Raw genomic sequence first — 21055 nt, 5'->3', positions numbered from 1 at the left:
TTATTTCATACTTTCTAAAAGCTCTTGCTCATAATCATAAAGAGCTGTTGGATAGTCCCCATTAAAATAAGCCATACATAGACCGCCATATTTCCCTTCATATGGACGCCCAATTGCATCTACTAATCCATCTTCGCTTAAAAATGTTAAAGAATCTGCTCCGATCATTTCACGGATTTCTTCTACTGTATTATTTGCTGCAATTAATTCTTTTCTCGTTTGAATATCAATGCCATAAAAACATGGATACTTAAGAGGTGGTGAAGCGATTCTTACGTGAACTTCTGTCGCTCCAGCTTCACGAAGCATACGAACAATTCGTTTACTTGTCGTTCCTCTTACGATAGAATCGTCAATCATAACAACTCGTTTCCCTTCCACTACACCTCTTACTGCTGAAAGCTTCATCTTAACCCCTTGCTCACGCAGTTCTTGAGAAGGCTGAATAAAAGTACGTCCAACGTAACGATTTTTAATTAATCCTAATTCATACGGAATGCCTGTTGCCTCCGCATAGCCAATCGCTGCTGAAATACTAGAGTCTGGTACACCAGTAACAACATCCGCTTCAATAGGAGCTTCCGCTGCTAAACGTTTTCCCATATTTTTACGCGCTGCATGAACGTTAACACCAGCAATATTAGAATCTGGTCGTGCAAAGTAAATGTATTCCATACTACAAATCGCATGTTCTACATCGTTTGTAAAACGATCTACGTGAATTCCTTCATCATTAATGATAAGTAATTCACCAGGTTCTACATCGCGAATGTATGTTGCACCTACTACATCAAAAGCACATGTTTCAGATGCTACAACGTAAGCATCCCCCATCTTTCCAATTGAAAGCGGACGGAATCCATTTGGATCTAACGCAACGATCATTTCATTTCCAGTTAGTAAAAGATACGCAAACGCACCTTTCACTTTATTCAGAGCCTCTTTTACACTTTCAATTAAAGAGTCTTTCGTACTACGTTTAATAAGATGTAAAAGTACTTCTGTGTCTGAACTTGTTTGAAAAATACTTCCCTCTGCCTCTAATTCACGGCGAAGCATTTTTGCATTAATTAAATTCCCGTTATGAGCTAGCGCCATACTATGATCAGAAAAACGGAACAACAATGGTTGAACGTTAGCAACTTCACTTCCACCAGCTGTTGCATATCGTACATGTCCGATTGCTGATTTTCCATTTAATCCTTCTAGCTCGCCTCTTGAAAACACTTCTGATATTAAACCTAACCCCTTGTGACCGACAATTTTCTCACCATTATTTACGACAATGCCTGCGCCTTCTTGTCCACGGTGCTGTAAACTGTGCAATCCGTAGTATGAAACTTGTGCTGCATTTTCATGCCCCCAAATTCCGAAAACGCCACATTCTTCGTTTAACCCCTTTATTTCAGCAAGCATGGGATTGCCCCTTTCCAAGCCTTTCTCATTTCATCTACATTTGCTGTAAGTAATACTTCATTTTCTTCATTATGAATTGTTACTTCATTTGTACTTGTTACTTCTCCAACTTGGATTGCTTCTACCGCTTTCTCAAACGCCTCTTTATTTTCACGTTTTACAGTAATCACGAAGCGAGACTGTGATTCAGCGAATAATGCTGCTGTTGCTTCTCCATCTAATTTCACAGTAGCACCTAAGCCTTTAGCACCAATTGCACTTTCTGAAATCGCAACTGCTAAACCACCCTCAGCAACATCATGTGCAGATTGAACAAGACCAGCTTGAATTGCTTCTAATACTTGTTTTTGGCGTTTTAATTCTACATCTAAATCGATACTTGGTGATTGCCCGAAGATTTTACCGTGAATCATTTTCTGTAATTCACTTCCGCCAAACTCAGCTTTCGTCTCACCGATTACATAAACTAAATCGCCAGCTTGCTTAAACTCTTGTGTTGTTACATGTTTTAAGTCATGTACAAGTCCGACCATCCCAACAGTTGGTGTTGGATATACAGCTTCGCCACTACGCTCGTTATACATCGATACGTTTCCGCCAATAACTGGTGTTTGTAATGTGCGACAAGCTTCACTCATACCGTCTACTGATTTCTCAATCTGCCAGAAAATCTCTGGTTTTTCTGGGTTACCGAAGTTTAAGCAATCTGTAATTGCAAGTGGCTCCCCGCCAGAACATACGATATTTCGCGCTGCCTCTGCTACTGCAATTTTACCGCCCATTTCTGGATCTAGATAAATGTAGCGAGAGTTACAATCTGTCGTCATTGCTAATCCTTTTTCTGTACCGCGTACACGTACAACTGCAGCATCTGAACCTGGTGTCACAACTGTACTTGTGCGAACTTGGTAATCGTATTGATCGTATACCCACTCTTTACTTGCAATTGTTGGTTGCTGTAATAGAGCGAATAACGCTTCTTTATAATTTTCTACTTTTGGCGTTTCCATTTTCATTGCTTGGAATTCAGCAAAGTATGCTGCTTCTTTTGATGGCTTATGATAAATTGGTGCTTCTTCTGCTAAAGCATCTGCTGGAACTTCAGCTACCTTTTCACCTTTATGGAATAAACGAAGCATTTTATCTTCTGTTACTTTCCCCATCGTAACTGCTGCAAGACCATACTTCTCAAATAAATCTACTATTTCTTGTTCTCTACCTTTTTTCACAACAATTAACATACGCTCTTGTGATTCAGATAGCATCATTTCATATGGTGTCATTCCTGTTTCACGCTGTGGTACATCATCTAAATACATTTCAATACCCATTCCTGCTTTACTTGCCATTTCTGCAGAAGATGATGTTAAACCAGCCGCACCCATATCTTGAATTCCAACAAGTGCATCAGATTGAATTAATTCTAAACACGCTTCAATAAGAAGTTTCTCCATAAATGGATCCCCTACTTGAACCGCTGGACGTTTCGCTTCTGAACTTTCAGATAGTTCTTCCGACGCGAATGTTGCACCGTGAATACCGTCACGACCAGTTGATGCTCCTACGTACATTACTGTATTACCAGCACCGTGCGCTTGCCCTTTTTTAATGTCTTCGTGGTTAATCAAACCTACGCACATTGCATTTACAAGTGGATTTCCTTCGTAACATGGATCAAATTGTACTTCGCCGCCAACAGTCGGAATACCGATGCAGTTACCGTATCCTGCAATTCCTGCTACTACTTCTTCGAATAAATATTTCACACGTGGTGACTGTAATTCACCGAAACGAAGTGAGTTTAATAGAGCTACCGGACGTGCTCCCATAGAGAATACGTCACGAATAATACCACCAACACCTGTTGCAGCTCCTTGATATGGTTCAATAGCTGAAGGATGGTTATGACTTTCCATTTTAAATACAACTGCTTGATTATCACCTATATCTACAATTCCAGCACCTTCTCCAGGTCCTTGCAGAACACGCTCACCTGTCGTTGGAAACTTACGAAGAACTGGTTTTGAATTTTTATAACTACAATGTTCAGACCACATTACAGAGAATAATCCTGTTTCTGTATAATTTGGCAGACGACCTAAAATCCTTTCAACCATGGCAAACTCTTCGTCTGTTAGCCCCATTTCCGCATATATACGCTCTTCTTTAATTTGTGTTGGATTTGGTTCAAGCATTAACGACATATGTTTCCCTCCACTGTTTTAAGATAGATTGAAAGACTTTTAACCCTTCAGCACCGCCAAGTAATTCATCTACAGCACGCTCTGGATGTGGCATCATACCAAGTACATTTCCTTTTTCGTTTACAATACCAGCAATATCTGAAACGCTACCGTTAGGATTTTCTACGTAACGGAATGCGATTTGATTATTCTCTTCTAATTGTTTAAGAGTCTCTTCGTCACAATAGTAATTCCCCTCACCATGAGCGATTGGAATATTGATTATTTCATTTTTTTCATATTGTGATGTAAACATCGTTTCATTATTTTCAACACGCAACTGAACAGTGCGACACATAAATTTTAAGTTTTCGTTTCTCATTAACGCTCCTGGTAGTAATCCTGATTCAACAAGAATCTGGAATCCATTACATACACCTAAAATCGGCTTTCCTTGCTCAGCAGCTTTTTGCACTGCTTTCATTGCATTAGCAAAGCGAGAAATAGCACCGCAGCGTAAGTAGTCACCATAAGAAAATCCACCTGGTAGTAGAATTGCATCATATTCATCTAAATTCTCTGTATCGTGCCAAACGTAATCTACTTCTTCGCCAAGCTCATCTTTAATTGCATGGAACATATCGACATCACAGTTCGAACCCGGAAATACTATTACGGCAAATTTCACTGTGCGACAACCTCCTCAACTTCATAACGGAAGTCTTCCATTACAACGTTCGCTAATAGTTTTTCACACATTTCTTTTACCTTGCTATCTAAATCAGATACAGATTTATCAATTGTTAGTTCCATGTACTTTCCGATTCGAACGTCTTGTACTTCTGTAAATGAAAGACTATGAAGTGCTCCTTTTACTGCTGTTCCTTGTGGATCTAATACGCTTTCTCTTAATGTTACATATACCTTAACTTTATACATGTGAAATTCCCCCTAAACGTTTTAAAATCTCTTCATAAGCTTCTGTTAAATTTCCAAGATCACGACGGAATACGTCTTTATCAAACTTTTCATTGCTCGTTTCATCCCATAAACGGCAAGTATCTGGTGAAATTTCATCCGCTAAAATGATTTCTCCTTCTTCCGTTACACCAAACTCTAATTTGAAATCTACTAATCTTACACGACAGCTTGCGAAATGATCAATCAACACTTGATTGATTTGTAGAGCCATATCTCGTAATACACTTACTTGCTCTGGCGATGCAACGTTTAATACACGAATATGATCTTCCGTTACAAGCGGATCTCCTAAATCATCATCTTTGAAGTAAAATTCTACGATTGGTTCTGCAAGTACAGTTCCCTCTTCCATTCCTAATCGTTTTGAAAGACTTCCTGCAATTACATTTCTTGTGACAACTTCTAAAGGAATAATACTCACTTTTTTAACAAGTTGTTCTGTTTCAGATAACTTCTCAACAAAATGTGTTTTAATTCCCACTTCTTGTAACTTTCTGAACAATAAAGTTGTAATTTCATTGTTCAAACGACCTTTTCCTGTAATCGTCTCTTTTTTCTCCCCATTGAAAGCAGTCGCACTATCTTTGTACTCTACCCAAACCATATCTGCTGATTCTGTACGATAAATTCTTTTTGCCTTACCTTCATACAGCAATTCTAGCTTTTGCATTTCGCAAGCCCCCTGTAGTTTGAAAAATGTGAATAATGTTTTTATAAATAATGGCACAGAATGACTCTATTCTGTGCCATATGAAATTTTACGCTTCGTTTAATCCAAGGCGTTCAAAGATTGTATCAACGTGTTGCATGTGATGCTCATAGTTGAAGCATTCATTAATTTCTTCTTGTGTTAACTTGCTTGTAATACGCTCATCAGCTTCTACAAGCTCTTTAAATTGTACTTGTGTTTCCCAAGCTTCCATCGCTTTAGGCTGTACGATATCATAAGCTTCTTCACGTACCATACCTTTGTCGATTAGTGTAAGCATTACGCGCTGAGAATAAATTAAGCCGTATGTTCTTGTCATATTGCGTTTCATATTCTCTGGGTATACAGTTAAGTTTTTAACGATATTACCAAAGCGATTTAACATGTAATTTAACGCGATTGTAGCATCTGGTAAAATTACGCGTTCTGCTGAAGAGTGAGAAATATCACGCTCATGCCATAATGGAACATTCTCATAAGCTGTCATCATATAACCGCGGATAACACGAGCTAAACCAGTCATATTTTCAGATCCAATTGGATTACGCTTATGCGGCATTGCAGAAGAACCTTTTTGACCTTTTGCGAAAGCTTCTTCAACTTCACGTGTTTCACTCTTTTGTAAACCACGAATCTCAACTGCCATCTTTTCGATAGATGTTGCGATTAGTGCAAGTGTTGACATGTAATGAGCATGGCGATCACGTTGCAATGTTTGTGTTGAAATTGGTGCTGCTTCTAATCCTAAGTTTTCACAAACATACTTTTCTACGAATGGATCGATATTTGCATATGTACCAACCGCACCAGATAATTTACCAACGCGAACTGTATCAGCTGCTTGCTTGAAACGCTCTACGTTACGTTTCATTTCTTCATACCAAAGACCAAGTTTTAAACCAAATGTTGTTGGTTCTGCATGAACACCGTGTGTTCTTCCCATCATGATTGTGTATTTATGCTCTTTCGCTTTGTTAGCTAAAATGCTTACAAAGTTCTCTAAGTCTTTTAATATGATTTCATTCGCTTGTTTTAAGATGTAAGATAATGCTGTATCTACTACGTCTGTAGATGTTAAACCGTAATGAACCCATTTACGTTCTTCGCCTAATGTCGGCGTTTCTGATACAGCACGAGTGAATGCAACTACGTCATGACGTGTTTCTTTTTCAATTTCATAAATACGATCAATATCAAATGATGCATGTTCACGAATTTTTTTAACATCTTCTTTTGGAATGTCGCCAAGCTCAGCCCATGCTTCACAAGCTAAAATCTCAACTTCTAACCACGCTTTAAATTTGTTCTCTTCCGTCCAAATCGCACCCATTTCAGGGCGTGTATAACGACTAATCATCTTTTTCCCTCCAACAGTTGTTCTTGATGGTCCCAAATATGCAAACTCTTCGCTTTTTCTAGAGCAACTTCAATATTATCATTTAAAATATTAACATGCCCCATTTTTCGCTGTGCTTTTGCTTCTTCTTTTCCATACAAGTGTAAATAGCACCCGGTTAGTCTATTCACTTGTCTTAGGACCCCTTCTATATGTTCGCCTAAAATGTTTACCATGACAACTGGTTTTAACAAATTTGTTTCTCCTAGAGGTAAATTACAGATTGCTCGAATATGTTGACCAAATTGGCTCGTTTCACATGCATCCTGTGTGTAGTGTCCTGAATTGTGAGGTCTTGGTGCTAATTCATTAATGTAAATCTCACCATTAGCTGTAGCAAACATCTCTACAGCTAGTGTTCCCACAAGTTTTAATTCATCCGCAAGTACCTTTGCATAAGCAATTGCTTTTTGAGAAAGCTCTTCTGTAATACGAGCTGGAACGATAGATTCATGCAAAATGTTATTTACATGAATATTTTCCGCTACTGGAAACACTTTCGTTTCACCACTTACACTACGAATCACAATAACAGATACTTCTTTTTCAAAAGGCACCCATTTCTCTAAAATACACTCTGCTTTATCCACAAGATTTCTTGCTGTCTCAACATCAGCCTCACTTCTTAAAACAACTTGCCCTTTCCCATCATATCCACCTGTCGTCGTTTTTAAGACGGAAGGGAATGATAACTCAGCAATTGCTTCTGTAAGCTGATCTTGATTTTGAACTAATCTATACGTTGCTACCGGTAACCCAGCCTTCTCAATTCCATTCTTTTCTGTAAAACGATTTTGCGTTTTATTTAACAACTGACTACCTTGTGGCAAGTAAGCATGTTTTTCAAGCCATTGTAAACATCTATAATCAATATTCTCAAATTCATATGTGACAACATCACTTATCTCTGCTAAATGCTGAATTGCCTTTAAATCGTCATACGGTGCAACGATTTCAATATCAGCAACTTGTGCACATGGTGAATGCTTTGTAGGATCTAAAACAGCAATTTTATATCCCATCTCCTTGGCTGCCAATGCCATCATTCTTCCTAGCTGGCCGCCTCCAATAATGCCGATTGTTTTTCCAGGTAAAATGATTCTCGTCATACTAGCTCACTACCTTCGCGCACATCTTTTTCAATCGATTCTCGTCTCAATTCTAATGCATCATGTATATCATCATGGAATGATCCAAGTATTTGTGCAGCAAGTAATCCAGCATTCGTTGAACCGGCTTTACCAATTGCAACAGTTGCAACTGGAACCCCCCCTGGCATTTGGACGATGGATAATAATGAATCTAAGCCGTTTAATGCTTTTGATTGAACTGGAACTCCAATTACAGGAAGATTTGTCTTCGCTGCAACCATTCCTGGTAAATGTGCTGCTCCACCAGCTCCAGCAATAATAACCTTCAATCCACGTTCACGAGCCGTCTCTGCATATTCAAACATATAATCCGGAGTCCGATGAGCGGATACAACCTTTTTCTCATACGGTATATTTAATTCATCTAAAATGTCACAAGCATATTTCATTGTTTCCCAGTCTGACGTACTTCCCATTATGACTCCAACTAGTGATTTCATATTAGAATCCCCCCGATTCAAATAAAAAAAGCCTGAAATAGAACAGTTTCTCTTTTACTATGAGAGAAAGCGCTCTACTCAGGCATACGTATCCCTTGTGAATAGAAAAATACCGAGTGACTTTCCCTCATAGTCTAACGAATAACGGTCGTTAGGTAGAGACTTGCAGGCCATATCCCCGCGATTATATGAGGTCTTATATTATTGTTTCTATGGCTATATTAACAATATTTCATAAACGATGTCAATAAATAATCGAATGTTTTTTTATTAGTAGTCAATAACGTTCGTGTTTTAGTTATATTCAAAAGAAGAATTGCAACTATATGCAAGAAGAAAAGGGAATTAGAATATATATTTCTAGAGATCTATTTACTTATAATCGTTTATATAGTACTTCAGTATGTTTTAAATCAAAATATGTACACTCTTGTATTCTACACATCAATAGAACTTTTATTATAACGATTTAATTTCTAAGGAGGATAAACATGAAAGAAAGAACTACGCTATTATCCTATTTATTTTTTCTATCGCAGTAATTGTTGTAATTATTGAATACTTATTTATAGCATCTCATTATTTAAAATATATACTTATGATAGAAATAATGTGTCCTATTTTAAAAGTCTCTATTTCATTCTTTTTTCGTCTTTAGCGTTATTAAATTTATGGATTATAACATTCGGTAAATAAAAATAAACACAAAAAAACCTAAGTCGAAACGACTTAGGTTTTTGCTTGGCGACGTCCTACTCTCACAGGGACAAGGTCCCAACTACCATCGGCGCTAGAGAGCTTAACTTCCGTGTTCGGTATGGGAACGGGTGTGACCTCTCTGCCATCATCACCAAACTATGAAGGCATATTCCTTCAAAACTAGATAACATTTGCTACATATTATATGGTTAAGTCCTCGATCTATTAGTATTCGTCAGCTCCACATGTCACCATGCTTCCACCTCGAACCTATCAACCTGATCATCTTTCAGGGATCTTACTAGCTTACGCTATGGGAAATCTCATCTTGAGGGGGGCTTCATGCTTAGATGCTTTCAGCACTTATCCCTTCCGCACATAGCTACCCAGCTATGCCCTTGGCAGAACAACTGGTACACCAGCGGTGCGTCCATCCCGGTCCTCTCGTACTAAGGACAGCTCCTCTCAAATTTCCTACGCCCACGACGGATAGGGACCGAACTGTCTCACGACGTTCTGAACCCAGCTCGCGTACCGCTTTAATGGGCGAACAGCCCAACCCTTGGGACCGACTACAGCCCCAGGATGCGATGAGCCGACATCGAGGTGCCAAACCTCCCCGTCGATGTGGACTCTTGGGGGAGATAAGCCTGTTATCCCCGGGGTAGCTTTTATCCGTTGAGCGATGGCCCTTCCATGCGGAACCACCGGATCACTAAGCCCGACTTTCGTCCCTGCTCGACTTGTAGGTCTCGCAGTCAAGCTCCCTTATGCCTTTGCACTCTACGAATGATTTCCAACCATTCTGAGGGAACCTTTGGGCGCCTCCGTTACACTTTAGGAGGCGACCGCCCCAGTCAAACTGCCCACCTGACACTGTCTCCCGGGTCGATAAGACCCGTAGGTTAGAATTTCAATACAGTCAGGGCGGTATCCCACCAGCGCCTCCACCGAAGCTAGCGCTCCGGTTTCAATGGCTCCCGCCTATCCTGTACAAACTGTACCAAAATTCAATATCAGGCTACAGTAAAGCTCCACGGGGTCTTTCCGTCCTGTCGCGGGTAACCTGCATCTTCACAGGTACTATAATTTCACCGAGTCTCTGGTTGAGACAGTGCCCAAATCGTTACACCTTTCGTGCGGGTCGGAACTTACCCGACAAGGAATTTCGCTACCTTAGGACCGTTATAGTTACGGCCGCCGTTTACTGGGGCTTCAGTTCAGAGCTTCGCTTACGCTAACCCCTCTCCTTAACCTTCCAGCACCGGGCAGGTGTCACCCCCTATACTTCGCCTTACGGCTTCGCAGAGAGCTGTGTTTTTGCTAAACAGTCGCTTGGGCCTATTCACTGCGGCTTTCCGTTAAGAAAGCACCCCTTCTCCCGAAGTTACGGGGTCATTTTGCCGAGTTCCTTAACCAGAGTTCTCTCGCACACCTTAGGATTCTCTCCTCGCCTACCTGTGTCGGTTTGCGGTACAGGCACCTTTTATCTCGCTAGAAGCTTTTCTTGGCAGCGGGGAATCAAAGACTTCGCTCCATAAGGAGCTTCCCCATCACAGCTCAGCCTTTACGATAAGCGGATTTGCCTACTTATCAGCCTAACTGCTTGGACGTGCACAACCAATCGCACGCTTCTTCTATCCTTCTGCGTCCCTCCATTGCTCAAACGATAAAGAGGTGGTACAGGAATATCAACCTGTTGTCCATCGCCTACGCCTGTCGGCCTCGGCTTAGGTCCTGACTAACCCTGAGCGGACGAGCCTTCCTCAGGAAACCTTAGGCATTCGGTGGACGGGATTCTCACCCGTCTTTCGCTACTCATACCGGCATTCTCACTTCTAAGCGCTCCACCAGTCCTTCCGGTCTGACTTCACTGCACTTAGAACGCTCCCCTACCACTGATACCATTGGTATCAATTCGCAGCTTCGGTGGTGTATTTAGCCCCGGTACATTTTCGGCGCAGAGTCACTCGACTAGTGAGCTATTACGCACTCTTTAAATGGTGGCTGCTTCTAAGCCAACATCCTAGTTGTCTAAGCAACTCCACATCCTTTTCCACTTAATACACACTTTGGGACCTTAGCTGGCGATCTGGGCTGTTTCCCTCTTGACTACGGATCTTATCACTCGCAGTCTGACTCCTAAGGATAAGTCATTGGCATTCGGAGTTTGACTGAATTCGGTAATCCGATGAGGACCCCTAGTTCAATCAGTGCTCTACCTCCAAGACTCTTACACTTAAGGCTAGCCCTAAAGCTATTTCGGGGAGAACCAGCTATCTCCAGGTTCGATTGGAATTTCTCCGCTACCCACACCTCATCCCCGCACTTTTCAACGTGCGTGGGTTCGGGCCTCCATTCAGTGTTACCTGAACTTCACCCTGGACATGGGTAGATCACCTGGTTTCGGGTCTACGACCACGTACTAAACGCCCTATTCAGACTCGCTTTCGCTGCGGCTCCGCCTCTTCAGCTTAACCTCGCACGGGATCGTAACTCGCCGGTTCATTCTACAAAAGGCACGCCATCACCCATTAACGGGCTCTGACTATTTGTAGGCACACGGTTTCAGGATCTCTTTCACTCCCCTTCCGGGGTGCTTTTCACCTTTCCCTCACGGTACTGGTTCACTATCGATCACTAGGGAGTATTTAGCCTTGGGAGATGGTCCTCCCAGATTCCGACGGAATTTCACGTGTTCCGCCGTACTCAGGATACATTCAAGAGAGAACGAAGTTTCGACTACGGGGTTGTTACCCTCTACGACGGACCTTTCCAGGTCGCTTCGTCTACCTCGTTCCTTTGTAACTCCGTATAGAATGTCCTACAACCCCAAGAGGCAAGCCTCTTGGTTTGGGCTATGTTCCGTTTCGCTCGCCGCTACTCAGGAAATCGCATTTGCTTTCTCTTCCTCCAGGTACTTAGATGTTTCAGTTCCCTGGGTCTGTCTTCCATACCCTATGTATTCAGGTAAGGATACCATACCATTACGTATAGTGGGTTTCCCCATTCGGAAATCTTCGGATCAAAGCTTACTTACAGCTCCCCGAAGCATATCGGCGTTAGTCCCGTCCTTCATCGACTCCTAGTGTCAAGGCATCCACCGTGCGCCCTTTCTAACTTAACCAAACTAAAATTAAAAAAATATGAGCTACACTGTTATCTAGTTTTCAAAGAACATACATTTATATATGAGAGATAGTTCTCTCAAAACTGAACAAAACGAAACACGGAAACTTATATTGATGAACAGCGTTCATCAATTCTCCATAGAAAGGAGGTGATCCAGCCGCACCTTCCGATACGGCTACCTTGTTACGACTTCACCCCAATCATCTGTCCCACCTTAGGCGGCTGGCTCCAAAAAGGTTACCCCACCGACTTCGGGTGTTACAAACTCTCGTGGTGTGACGGGCGGTGTGTACAAGGCCCGGGAACGTATTCACCGCGGCATGCTGATCCGCGATTACTAGCGATTCCAGCTTCATGTAGGCGAGTTGCAGCCTACAATCCGAACTGAGAACGGTTTTATGAGATTAGCTCCACCTCGCGGTCTTGCAGCTCTTTGTACCGTCCATTGTAGCACGTGTGTAGCCCAGGTCATAAGGGGCATGATGATTTGACGTCATCCCCACCTTCCTCCGGTTTGTCACCGGCAGTCACCTTAGAGTGCCCAACTTAATGATGGCAACTAAGATCAAGGGTTGCGCTCGTTGCGGGACTTAACCCAACATCTCACGACACGAGCTGACGACAACCATGCACCACCTGTCACTCTGCTCCCGAAGGAGAAGCCCTATCTCTAGGGTTTTCAGAGGATGTCAAGACCTGGTAAGGTTCTTCGCGTTGCTTCGAATTAAACCACATGCTCCACCGCTTGTGCGGGCCCCCGTCAATTCCTTTGAGTTTCAGCCTTGCGGCCGTACTCCCCAGGCGGAGTGCTTAATGCGTTAACTTCAGCACTAAAGGGCGGAAACCCTCTAACACTTAGCACTCATCGTTTACGGCGTGGACTACCAGGGTATCTAATCCTGTTTGCTCCCCACGCTTTCGCGCCTCAGTGTCAGTTACAGACCAGAAAGTCGCCTTCGCCACTGGTGTTCCTCCATATCTCTACGCATTTCACCGCTACACATGGAATTCCACTTTCCTCTTCTGCACTCAAGTCTCCCAGTTTCCAATGACCCTCCACGGTTGAGCCGTGGGCTTTCACATCAGACTTAAGAAACCACCTGCGCGCGCTTTACGCCCAATAATTCCGGATAACGCTTGCCACCTACGTATTACCGCGGCTGCTGGCACGTAGTTAGCCGTGGCTTTCTGGTTAGGTACCGTCAAGGTGCCAGCTTATTCAACTAGCACTTGTTCTTCCCTAACAACAGAGTTTTACGACCCGAAAGCCTTCATCACTCACGCGGCGTTGCTCCGTCAGACTTTCGTCCATTGCGGAAGATTCCCTACTGCTGCCTCCCGTAGGAGTCTGGGCCGTGTCTCAGTCCCAGTGTGGCCGATCACCCTCTCAGGTCGGCTACGCATCGTTGCCTTGGTGAGCCGTTACCTCACCAACTAGCTAATGCGACGCGGGTCCATCCATAAGTGACAGCCGAAGCCGCCTTTCAATTTCGAACCATGCAGTTCAAAATGTTATCCGGTATTAGCCCCGGTTTCCCGGAGTTATCCCAGTCTTATGGGCAGGTTACCCACGTGTTACTCACCCGTCCGCCGCTAACTTCTTGAGAGCAAGCTCTCAATCCATTCGCTCGACTTGCATGTATTAGGCACGCCGCCAGCGTTCATCCTGAGCCAGGATCAAACTCTCCAATAAAGTTAGTTTGTCTAGCATCTAAAAATAAAAATTGACGTTTCACGTTGTTTGTTTCGTTCAGTTTTCAAAGAACTACTTGGTCGCTCATTTGCGACTTCCTTATGTTAACATCTTCGTTAGTTAATGTCAACTAAGTTTTTTATTTCGTTTGTCGCTTGCGACGTTAATGTCATCGGCGACTTGTTCTATATTACAACTATATATACTAATAGTCAATATTAATCTTTCATTTTTTTAAAAAAGATGAAAAAGACTCTCATACCACCTCTTTATTCCTCATACATATCAGTAAAACAAGTGAAAGGAGTGTAGAACTTGTTCAATCCTTATTTATTAAACACCATAAGCGCCCATTCAAGAAGCCCACACTATCATAGGAAGTTTCCCATCATTCTATTTTGGAGTCAAAAAAGCGGTTGCACTTCTCTTGCCAATTGGTTCTTTTACCAGATTGATTTATTGCAAACAGCTCTAAGTTATAGTCCTTTCATTCATAATTTTGAATACGATATATACAAAAGTACACCTGCCTATAGTGTACGACTAGGTGTAGCGTTACGAGAAAAACAAAAAGAAACGTTTAAACTTGTTCGTAACCCTTATAGGAGAGCAGTCAGTTCTTTCGTGTCCTTAATTGGACCTCCTTATATGGAAAATCCGGAATGGAAACCCATCCGAAAGTTTTTATATCAAGATGAAAATTCCCCCAAAGGGATCTCATTCAAACAATTTTTATACTATCTATTTATGAAAGGGGCTCACGCAAGTGATATTAACCCACATTTCACACAACAATATATAGCTGGTGAAGAAGAATATGTGACCAATTATATATACTTAGAAAACTTCGATCAGGAAATGAAAGAATTAGAAAAGCGTTTCGAATTAAAAACCGCACCAATAAATGAGTTCTCAACATCATGGCATCATCAAACTCCCGCCATGATTTATAAAGGGAATTTTAGCGAAGCTGATATTACTGATCCTTTATTTCCCCGTCATCCAACTTTTGAAAGCTTTTATGATACTGAATGTATACAACTTGTTCAAACAATATTTCAAAATGATTTCGACACATATAAATACAGCAAAGAATATCCATACTAATTTTAGTCTATTATCTTTGCTAAATAAAAAAGATACCTCATATATAAGGTATCTTTTTAACATTTCAATTATATAAATCATACTGTTTAACAGTCTCTATTCTCCACCTTATTACCTTTTAATAGATTACATAACTTTTGCTTATCCGCCCATCCTACTCCGATTAAAACTAAACTCGCTCCCATTATTACCCTCCATGTCAGAGACTCATTTAATAGAATAATTGAAGTAGCGATACTTATTAATGGTAATGCATTTAAATATAATCCGCTTACTGATGCTGAAACTCTCTCTAGCGCTTTATTCCAAAACCAATATGCTAAAATTGTTGCTCCAATAACAAGGTATATTACACTAAGTCCCGTTTTCCAAGTTTCAATCTTTGGTAAACCGTAATAAAGAATTTCTACCAGTGCAAACGGTAATAGAATAACAGCTCCGATAATTAAAGTTAATGTTGTAAAAACCTCGTTTGATAAATACTGTTCTTGTTTTGGTTGTTTTAGCAAAACCGTGTAGAAAGCAAATAGAAAAGTACTTAATAATATCAGTATATCTCCTATTAAAGACACTTCTTGATCAGCACTTTTAGATGGAATCGTAATAAAGAGTACTCCTATAGTACCCAATATAATCCCTATCCAATAATTCAATCGAATTTTCTCTTTCAAGAAGAATGCTGAAAAAAGAATTGTAACTAATGGTAATGCAGCATCTATGATACTAACATGTAATCCACTTGTTAAAGAAATACCATACGATGTGAACATGAAATACCCAGCTACACCGGTAAAGGCTAACAAACTCATTCTTTGCCATGGAACTTTTTTATGTACAACTGATTTTTGTAGTTGCTTAAATGAAAATAGCATACAAATTCCACCTGCAAAGAAAAGACGAATAAACAACAAAGTAAACGGCTGAATAGATTCTAACACCCATTTTGTTGGTGCAATAGCTGTCCCCCATAATATAACAGCCACTAATAACATGCATATTTCTTTCATAATCCCCCACACCCATCAAAAATATATGTTAACTACCTTAATTATAGATTTTTTCTTATGTAAAATCCTTTAAAAACACAAAAGGTTATGTAAGATTACAAATATTCTTTTTACATCTCGATTATATTTTCACAAAAGGTAATTCTTACCTTTATATTTCAAGCAATAAAAATAAACACAAAAAAACCTAAGTCGAAACGACTTAGGTTTTTGCTTGGCGACGTCCTACTCTCACAGGGACAAGGTCCCAACTACCATCGGCGCTAGAGAGCTTAACTTCCGTGTTCGGTATGGGAACGGGTGTGACCTCTCTGCCATCATCACCAAACTATGAAGGCATATTCCTTCAAAACTAGATAACATTTGCTACATATTATATGGTTAAGTCCTCGATCTATTAGTATTCGTCAGCTCCACATGTCACCATGCTTCCACCTCGAACCTATCAACCTGATCATCTTTCAGGGATCTTACTAGCTTACGCTATGGGAAATCTCATCTTGAGGGGGGCTTCATGCTTAGATGCTTTCAGCACTTATCCCTTCCGCACATAGCTACCCAGCTATGCCCTTGGCAGAACAACTGGTACACCAGCGGTGCGTCCATCCCGGTCCTCTCGTACTAAGGACAGCTCCTCTCAAATTTCCTACGCCCACGACGGATAGGGACCGAACTGTCTCACGACGTTCTGAACCCAGCTCGCGTACCGCTTTAATGGGCGAACAGCCCAACCCTTGGGACCGACTACAGCCCCAGGATGCGATGAGCCGACATCGAGGTGCCAAACCTCCCCGTCGATGTGGACTCTTGGGGGAGATAAGCCTGTTATCCCCGGGGTAGCTTTTATCCGTTGAGCGATGGCCCTTCCATGCGGAACCACCGGATCACTAAGCCCGACTTTCGTCCCTGCTCGACTTGTAGGTCTCGCAGTCAAGCTCCCTTATGCCTTTGCACTCTACGAATGATTTCCAACCATTCTGAGGGAACCTTTGGGCGCCTCCGTTACACTTTAGGAGGCGACCGCCCCAGTCAAACTGCCCACCTGACACTGTCTCCCGGGTCGATAAGACCCGTAGGTTAGAATTTCAATACAGTCAGGGCGGTATCCCACCAGCGCCTCCACCGAAGCTAGCGCTCCGGTTTCAATGGCTCCCGCCTATCCTGTACAAACTGTACCAAAATTCAATATCAGGCTACAGTAAAGCTCCACGGGGTCTTTCCGTCCTGTCGCGGGTAACCTGCATCTTCACAGGTACTATAATTTCACCGAGTCTCTGGTTGAGACAGTGCCCAAATCGTTACACCTTTCGTGCGGGTCGGAACTTACCCGACAAGGAATTTCGCTACCTTAGGACCGTTATAGTTACGGCCGCCGTTTACTGGGGCTTCAGTTCAGAGCTTCGCTTACGCTAACCCCTCTCCTTAACCTTCCAGCACCGGGCAGGTGTCACCCCCTATACTTCGCCTTACGGCTTCGCAGAGAGCTGTGTTTTTGCTAAACAGTCGCTTGGGCCTATTCACTGCGGCTTTCCGTTAAGAAAGCACCCCTTCTCCCGAAGTTACGGGGTCATTTTGCCGAGTTCCTTAACCAGAGTTCTCTCGCACACCTTAGGATTCTCTCCTCGCCTACCTGTGTCGGTTTGCGGTACAGGCACCTTTTATCTCGCTAGAAGCTTTTCTTGGCAGCGGGGAATCAAAGACTTCGCTCCATAAGGAGCTTCCCCATCACAGCTCAGCCTTTACGATAAGCGGATTTGCCTACTTATCAGCCTAACTGCTTGGACGTGCACAACCAATCGCACGCTTCTTCTATCCTTCTGCGTCCCTCCATTGCTCAAACGATAAAGAGGTGGTACAGGAATATCAACCTGTTGTCCATCGCCTACGCCTGTCGGCCTCGGCTTAGGTCCTGACTAACCCTGAGCGGACGAGCCTTCCTCAGGAAACCTTAGGCATTCGGTGGACGGGATTCTCACCCGTCTTTCGCTACTCATACCGGCATTCTCACTTCTAAGCGCTCCACCAGTCCTTCCGGTCTGACTTCACTGCACTTAGAACGCTCCCCTACCACTGATACCATTGGTATCAATTCGCAGCTTCGGTGGTGTATTTAGCCCCGGTACATTTTCGGCGCAGAGTCACTCGACTAGTGAGCTATTACGCACTCTTTAAATGGTGGCTGCTTCTAAGCCAACATCCTAGTTGTCTAAGCAACTCCACATCCTTTTCCACTTAATACACACTTTGGGACCTTAGCTGGCGATCTGGGCTGTTTCCCTCTTGACTACGGATCTTATCACTCGCAGTCTGACTCCTAAGGATAAGTCATTGGCATTCGGAGTTTGACTGAATTCGGTAATCCGATGAGGACCCCTAGTTCAATCAGTGCTCTACCTCCAAGACTCTTACACTTAAGGCTAGCCCTAAAGCTATTTCGGGGAGAACCAGCTATCTCCAGGTTCGATTGGAATTTCTCCGCTACCCACACCTCATCCCCGCACTTTTCAACGTGCGTGGGTTCGGGCCTCCATTCAGTGTTACCTGAACTTCACCCTGGACATGGGTAGATCACCTGGTTTCGGGTCTACGACCACGTACTAAACGCCCTATTCAGACTCGCTTTCGCTGCGGCTCCGCCTCTTCAGCTTAACCTCGCACGGGATCGTAACTCGCCGGTTCATTCTACAAAAGGCACGCCATCACCCATTAACGGGCTCTGACTATTTGTAGGCACACGGTTTCAGGATCTCTTTCACTCCCCTTCCGGGGTGCTTTTCACCTTTCCCTCACGGTACTGGTTCACTATCGATCACTAGGGAGTATTTAGCCTTGGGAGATGGTCCTCCCAGATTCCGACGGAATTTCACGTGTTCCGCCGTACTCAGGATACATTCAAGAGAGAACGAAGTTTCGACTACGGGGTTGTTACCCTCTACGACGGACCTTTCCAGGTCGCTTCGTCTACCTCGTTCCTTTGTAACTCCGTATAGAATGTCCTACAACCCCAAGAGGCAAGCCTCTTGGTTTGGGCTATGTTCCGTTTCGCTCGCCGCTACTCAGGAAATCGCATTTGCTTTCTCTTCCTCCAGGTACTTAGATGTTTCAGTTCCCTGGGTCTGTCTTCCATACCCTATGTATTCAGGTAAGGATACCATACCATTACGTATAGTGGGTTTCCCCATTCGGAAATCTTCGGATCAAAGCTTACTTACAGCTCCCCGAAGCATATCGGCGTTAGTCCCGTCCTTCATCGACTCCTAGTGTCAAGGCATCCACCGTGCGCCCTTTCTAACTTAACCAAACTAAAATTAAAAAAATATGAGCTACACTGTTATCTAGTTTTCAAAGAACATACATTTATATATGAGAGATAGTTCTCTCAAAACTGAACAAAACGAAACACGGAAACTTATATTGATGAACAGCGTTCATCAATTCTCCATAGAAAGGAGGTGATCCAGCCGCACCTTCCGATACGGCTACCTTGTTACGACTTCACCCCAATCATCTGTCCCACCTTAGGCGGCTGGCTCCAAAAAGGTTACCCCACCGACTTCGGGTGTTACAAACTCTCGTGGTGTGACGGGCGGTGTGTACAAGGCCCGGGAACGTATTCACCGCGGCATGCTGATCCGCGATTACTAGCGATTCCAGCTTCATGTAGGCGAGTTGCAGCCTACAATCCGAACTGAGAACGGTTTTATGAGATTAGCTCCACCTCGCGGTCTTGCAGCTCTTTGTACCGTCCATTGTAGCACGTGTGTAGCCCAGGTCATAAGGGGCATGATGATTTGACGTCATCCCCACCTTCCTCCGGTTTGTCACCGGCAGTCACCTTAGAGTGCCCAACTTAATGATGGCAACTAAGATCAAGGGTTGCGCTCGTTGCGGGACTTAACCCAACATCTCACGACACGAGCTGACGACAACCATGCACCACCTGTCACTCTGCTCCCGAAGGAGAAGCCCTATCTCTAGGGTTTTCAGAGGATGTCAAGACCTGGTAAGGTTCTTCGCGTTGCTTCGAATTAAACCACATGCTCCACCGCTTGTGCGGGCCCCCGTCAATTCCTTTGAGTTTCAGCCTTGCGGCCGTACTCCCCAGGCGGAGTGCTTAATGCGTTAACTTCAGCACTAAAGGGCGGAAACCCTCTAACACTTAGCACTCATCGTTTACGGCGTGGACTACCAGGGTATCTAATCCTGTTTGCTCCCCACGCTTTCGCGCCTCAGTGTCAGTTACAGACCAGAAAGTCGCCTTCGCCACTGGTGTTCCTCCATATCTCTACGCATTTCACCGCTACACATGGAATTCCACTTTCCTCTTCTGCACTCAAGTCTCCCAGTTTCCAATGACCCTCCACGGTTGAGCCGTGGGCTTTCACATCAGACTTAAGAAACCACCTGCGCGCGCTTTACGCCCAATAATTCCGGATAACGCTTGCCACCTACGTATTACCGCGGCTGCTGGCACGTAGTTAGCCGTGGCTTTCTGGTTAGGTACCGTCAAGGTGCCAGCTTATTCAACTAGCACTTGTTCTTCCCTAACAACAGAGTTTTACGACCCGAAAGCCTTCATCACTCACGCGGCGTTGCTCCGTCAGACTTTCGTCCATTGCGGAAGATTCCCTACTGCTGCCTCCCGTAGGAGTCTGGGCCGTGTCTCAGTCCCAGTGTGGCCGATCACCCTCTCAGGTCGGCTACGCATCGTTGCCTTGGTGAGCCGTTACCTCACCAACTAGCTAATGCGACGCGGGTCCATCCATAAGTGACAGCCGAAGCCGCCTTTCAATTTCGAACCATGCAGTTCAAAATGTTATCCGGTATTAGCCCCGGTTTCCCGGAGTTATCCCAGTCTTATGGGCAGGTTACCCACGTGTTACTCACCCGTCCGCCGCTAACTTCTTGAGAGCAAGCTCTCAATCTATTCGCTCGACTTGCATGTATTAGGCACGCCGCCAGCGTTCATCCTGAGCCAGGATCAAACTCTCCAATAAAGTTAGTTTGTCTAGCATCTAAAAATAAAAATTGACGTTTCACGTTGTTTGTTTCGTTCAGTTTTCAAAGAACTACTTAGTCGCTCATTTGCGACTTCCTTATGTTAACATCTTCATCTTTCAATGTCAACTAAGTTTTTCATT

The 21055-nt window shown here is 43.3% G+C and carries 10 protein-coding genes, 6 rRNA genes, 1 pseudogene and 1 riboswitch; of the genes and pseudogenes, 2 read left to right on the top strand and 15 right to left on the bottom strand.

Annotated elements, in window-relative coordinates; genetic code table 11:
- From purF to purE, 8 genes are all read right to left on the bottom strand, one after another.
- Positions 1-1416 (bottom strand): amidophosphoribosyltransferase, encoded by a 1416-nt coding sequence (gene purF / locus BCG9842_RS01610; protein WP_000879026.1) that lies wholly within the window; start codon positions 1414-1416, stop codon positions 1-3.
- Complete coding sequence (gene purL, locus BCG9842_RS01605; protein WP_000055594.1) at positions 1401-3620, bottom strand: phosphoribosylformylglycinamidine synthase II; 2220 nt, start codon at positions 3618-3620, stop codon at positions 1401-1403. The genes purF and purL overlap by 16 nt, the downstream gene beginning before the upstream one ends.
- Positions 3604-4287 (bottom strand): phosphoribosylformylglycinamidine synthase subunit PurQ, encoded by a 684-nt coding sequence (gene purQ, locus BCG9842_RS01600; RefSeq protein ID WP_000666782.1) that lies wholly within the window; start codon positions 4285-4287, stop codon positions 3604-3606. Before purQ ends, purL begins: the two co-directional genes overlap by 17 nt.
- Positions 4284-4538, bottom strand: a complete 255-nt coding sequence (gene purS / locus BCG9842_RS01595; protein ID WP_000278823.1) for a phosphoribosylformylglycinamidine synthase subunit PurS — start codon at positions 4536-4538, stop codon at positions 4284-4286. Before purS ends, purQ begins: the two co-directional genes overlap by 4 nt.
- Entirely contained in the window at positions 4531-5250 is a 720-nt protein-coding gene (gene purC, locus BCG9842_RS01590) for a phosphoribosylaminoimidazolesuccinocarboxamide synthase (protein WP_001170545.1), read from the bottom strand. The genes purS and purC overlap by 8 nt, the downstream gene beginning before the upstream one ends.
- Before the next feature lie 88 nt (positions 5251-5338).
- Positions 5339-6646, bottom strand: coding sequence for an adenylosuccinate lyase (gene purB / locus BCG9842_RS01585; RefSeq protein WP_000625687.1), 1308 nt, complete (start codon positions 6644-6646; stop codon positions 5339-5341).
- Positions 6643-7794 (bottom strand): 5-(carboxyamino)imidazole ribonucleotide synthase, encoded by a 1152-nt coding sequence (purK, locus tag BCG9842_RS01580; protein ID WP_000196768.1) that lies wholly within the window; start codon positions 7792-7794, stop codon positions 6643-6645. The genes purB and purK overlap by 4 nt, the downstream gene beginning before the upstream one ends.
- A complete protein-coding gene (gene purE, locus BCG9842_RS01575) occupies positions 7791-8276 on the bottom strand; it encodes a 5-(carboxyamino)imidazole ribonucleotide mutase (RefSeq protein ID WP_000839369.1) in 486 nt (161 codons plus the stop codon). The genes purK and purE overlap by 4 nt, the downstream gene beginning before the upstream one ends.
- A gap of 110 nt (positions 8277-8386) precedes the next feature.
- Positions 8387-8488: riboswitch (purine riboswitch) on the bottom strand.
- Between the two features lie 279 nt (positions 8489-8767).
- On the opposite strand from purE, the pseudogene BCG9842_RS31525 reads away from it, so the two are divergent.
- Positions 8768-8972, top strand: a pseudogene (locus BCG9842_RS31525) (hypothetical protein).
- A 43-nt stretch (positions 8973-9015) separates the two neighbouring features.
- On the opposite strand, the gene rrf (BCG9842_RS01570) reads toward BCG9842_RS31525, so the two are convergent.
- The 3 genes from rrf (BCG9842_RS01570) to BCG9842_RS01560 all read right to left on the bottom strand — a co-directional run bounded on the left by rrf (BCG9842_RS01570) (position 9016) and on the right by BCG9842_RS01560 (position 13800).
- Positions 9016-9131, bottom strand: a 5S ribosomal RNA gene (rrf, locus tag BCG9842_RS01570).
- Between the two features lie 49 nt (positions 9132-9180).
- Positions 9181-12102 (bottom strand): 23S ribosomal RNA (locus BCG9842_RS01565).
- A gap of 146 nt (positions 12103-12248) precedes the next feature.
- Positions 12249-13800, bottom strand: a 16S ribosomal RNA gene (locus tag BCG9842_RS01560).
- Together the 16S, 23S and 5S rRNA genes form the textbook arrangement of a ribosomal RNA operon.
- A gap of 315 nt (positions 13801-14115) precedes the next feature.
- On the opposite strand from BCG9842_RS01560, the gene BCG9842_RS01555 reads away from it, so the two are divergent.
- A complete protein-coding gene (locus BCG9842_RS01555; RefSeq protein ID WP_000483044.1) occupies positions 14116-14907 on the top strand; it encodes a sulfotransferase family 2 domain-containing protein in 792 nt (263 codons plus the stop codon).
- 86 nt (positions 14908-14993) lie between these two features.
- Here BCG9842_RS01555 and BCG9842_RS01550 read toward each other — a convergent pair whose 3' ends face one another.
- The 4 genes from BCG9842_RS01550 to BCG9842_RS01535 all read right to left on the bottom strand — a co-directional run bounded on the left by BCG9842_RS01550 (position 14994) and on the right by BCG9842_RS01535 (position 20911).
- Complete coding sequence (locus tag BCG9842_RS01550) at positions 14994-15914, bottom strand: DMT family transporter (RefSeq protein WP_000658297.1); 921 nt, start codon at positions 15912-15914, stop codon at positions 14994-14996.
- Positions 15915-16126: 212 nt separating this feature from the next.
- Positions 16127-16242 (bottom strand): 5S ribosomal RNA (gene rrf, locus BCG9842_RS01545).
- A 49-nt stretch (positions 16243-16291) separates the two neighbouring features.
- A 23S ribosomal RNA gene (locus BCG9842_RS01540) occupies positions 16292-19213 on the bottom strand.
- Between the two features lie 146 nt (positions 19214-19359).
- Positions 19360-20911 (bottom strand): 16S ribosomal RNA (locus tag BCG9842_RS01535).
- Between the last annotated feature and the right edge of the window lie 144 nt (positions 20912-21055).

Source organism: Bacillus cereus G9842 (assembly GCF_000021305.1).
Lineage (GTDB): Bacteria > Bacillota > Bacilli > Bacillales > Bacillaceae_G > Bacillus_A > Bacillus_A thuringiensis_S.
The sequence above is the reverse complement of the archived record's forward strand: the minus strand, read 5'-3'. Positions and strand labels throughout refer to the sequence as shown.